The 2,268-nt window shown below is 70.5% G+C and carries 3 protein-coding genes; 2 read left to right on the top strand and 1 reads right to left on the bottom strand.

What is annotated here, in order from left to right:
* On the bottom strand, nucleotides 1-962 hold a 962-nt coding region (locus tag AC2VNT_RS11005; RefSeq protein WP_486946886.1), incomplete at its 3' end, for an acyltransferase family protein.
* Between the two features lie 301 nt (nucleotides 963-1,263).
* On the opposite strand from AC2VNT_RS11005, the gene AC2VNT_RS11000 reads away from it, so the two are divergent.
* Together AC2VNT_RS11000 and AC2VNT_RS10995 are read left to right on the top strand one after the other, a co-directional pair.
* The gene (locus AC2VNT_RS11000; RefSeq protein ID WP_486946885.1) at nucleotides 1,264-1,713 is read left to right on the top strand and encodes an STAS domain-containing protein; all 450 of its coding nucleotides are present in this window, start codon (nucleotides 1,264-1,266) and stop codon (nucleotides 1,711-1,713) included.
* 52 nt (nucleotides 1,714-1,765) lie between these two features.
* Nucleotides 1,766-2,268 (top strand): phosphatase PAP2 family protein (locus AC2VNT_RS10995; protein ID WP_486946884.1); only part of this gene is annotated, 503 nt, incomplete at its 3' end.

Below are 2,268 nucleotides of genomic sequence, written 5' to 3'. Positions count from 1 at the left end.
GCGGTGTGCACCAGCTCGTGCACCATGTACAGGCAGAACGAGATCTTGCCGCCGTAGACCAGCAGCCGGGTGGAGAGCAGCCCGGGCAGGCTGCCGGCGCCGATCGCCAGCGTCATCACCAGCGGCACGAACAACACATCGACCAGGCCCCCGCTGTCGACCACCCCGGAGAGCGGGTGGGCGTCGAAGAAGTACAGGGTGCCGACGATGGCGGCGACCAGCACACCGGCCAGCCACCCGGCGGCGTGCCGCAGCCCCCGGGTCGGCCGCAGCGCCCGGACGGCCGCGCAGGCCAGCGCGCCCGCGGTGAATTGCATGACGATCCGCGGCAGCCAGCTCCACGGCGTGTAGAACTGGCCGGTGATCAGCAGCAGCACCATCGGCGGCAGCGAGACCAGGATCGCCAGCCCGACCAGGCTCGCCGTCCGGGTCACCCGGGCCGTCCGGTAGACCACCAGCACCAGCGGAGCGAACAGCAGATACGCCAGCCACTCGGCGCTGATCGACCAGGCCGGCCCGTCCCAGCTGGTCCCGTCGAAGAACGGCTCGAACCACAGCTGAACCATCAGCAGCTGGCGCAGGTAGCTGGTCGCGGTCAGCCGGTCGGTCTGCTCGAACGGCACGTGGCCGACGTGCAGCGTGAAGACCACCCAGAGCGCGGCCAGGTGCAGGGTCACCAGGTACACCGGCCAGACCCGGGCCAGCCGCAGCCAGAGGAAGTGCACCGTGTCCCGCACCGACCAGGCCGGCCCCATCCGGTCCAGGTAATTCCAGGTCAGCACGAAGCCGCTGAGGATGAAGAACAGGTCGACGCCCTGGGCGCCGCAGTCGAGCACCGGGGCCAGTGCGTCGCTGAACCTCGGGAACCCCTGGCGCAGCAGCGGCCGGAAGTGGAACAGCACCACCCACACGGCGGCGACGATGCGAAGCCCGGTCAGGGCCTTGATCTCACCGGTGCGCACAACACCCTCTCGGATGGGACCTGCGGTCTGCCGCCCGCGCGACGGGCAGGCCGGACGTCGCGCTCGGCGACCATCGCAGATTAACAGCGCGGCCACTCCGCGGACATCGCGACGAGCCGGAGCCGGGCCGGGTATCGACTCGCCATGGTGGCCACGACGCCGACGCCGGCACCGGGACCGGTTCTTAGTGAAGCGTTAGAGCGTGGCCGACGGTGCCTTAAATTCGCCCCCTAGCGTCGAAGGCACTACGGCGCAGGGCGATCGGGCCCGCGTCGACAGCCGAGGAAAACGGGGGTTGGCCATGACCGTCAGCACGAACACGACCGGCGTATCGAAGAAGATGACTCCGACCGTCGACTGCGGCGGCGCACAGGTTCGGGCGCAGTACCGGCACCTGGCAACGGTGGTCGTGGTGCGCGGCCGACTCGATGCCGACAACGTCGACCAGGTCAGCGACCAGGCACGTCGGTTCATTCTCGCCAAGGAGCCGCTGGTGCTCGACCTGACCGGTGTCGACACCTTCGCGCCGGCCGGGATCTGGCTGCTCTGCGCACTGGACGGGGACTGCCAGGCCGCCGCGGTGGAATGGACCCTGGTGGAGAGCCCGGCGGTGCACCAGGTGCTCCGTGACTTCGACGACGAAGCCAAATTCCCGACGTCGCCGTCGGTGCAGCGGGCGCTGCAGAGCCTCGCCGACGTGAACGACCGGCGGCGCCAGCTGCTGCTGCCGCTGATCAAGAAGACGGCCTGAGATAGCCGACAAGGCGGCCGTCGCGCTGCGCTGGTGGCCGCCGTTCGCCCTGGTGGCGGTGCTGCTGCTGGGCTGGGTGGTGGGCCGTGGCGGCACCCCGGTGGACAGCTGGTTCGCCCGCAGCGCCGATGACCTGATCGGTCCCGAGCCGCGCTGGCTGCTGATCTTCACCAACTGGTGGCTGGTGCTGACCGTGCTGACCGGCTGCCTGGCGGTTGCCCTGCGCCGGCGGCAGTGGCGGCTGGCGGCGGCGGTGCTGGCCTGCCCGATCGCCGCGACCGTCGTCAACGAAGGGCTCAAGCACCTGTTCGACCGGCGCAACGGCCGTTATCTCGAATACCCGAGCGGGCACACCGCCCTGCTGGTGGCGACGCTGGGGATGGCGGTGGTGGTGGCCGCCGAACGACGTCACTGGGCGGCCACCGGCGCCGCGCTGGTCAGCGTGTTGGGCATGCTCGGGCTGATCGGCTGCGGCTATCACTACCTCACCGACACCGTCGGCGCCGCGCTGCTGGCCACCGCCCTGGTCTGCCTGGCAGCCCGGGCCGCGGGTGC

Source organism: Mycobacterium sp. TH-M15, assembly GCF_057473705.1.
The sequence above is the reverse complement of the archived record's forward strand: the minus strand, read 5'-3'. Positions and strand labels throughout refer to the sequence as shown.

What these genes read in the sequence shown, in the direction of transcription:
- AC2VNT_RS11000 (WP_486946885.1), top strand. Translation starts at nt 1,264, where the DNA reads ATGACCGTCAGCACGAACACGACCGGCGTATCGAAGAAGATGACTCCG.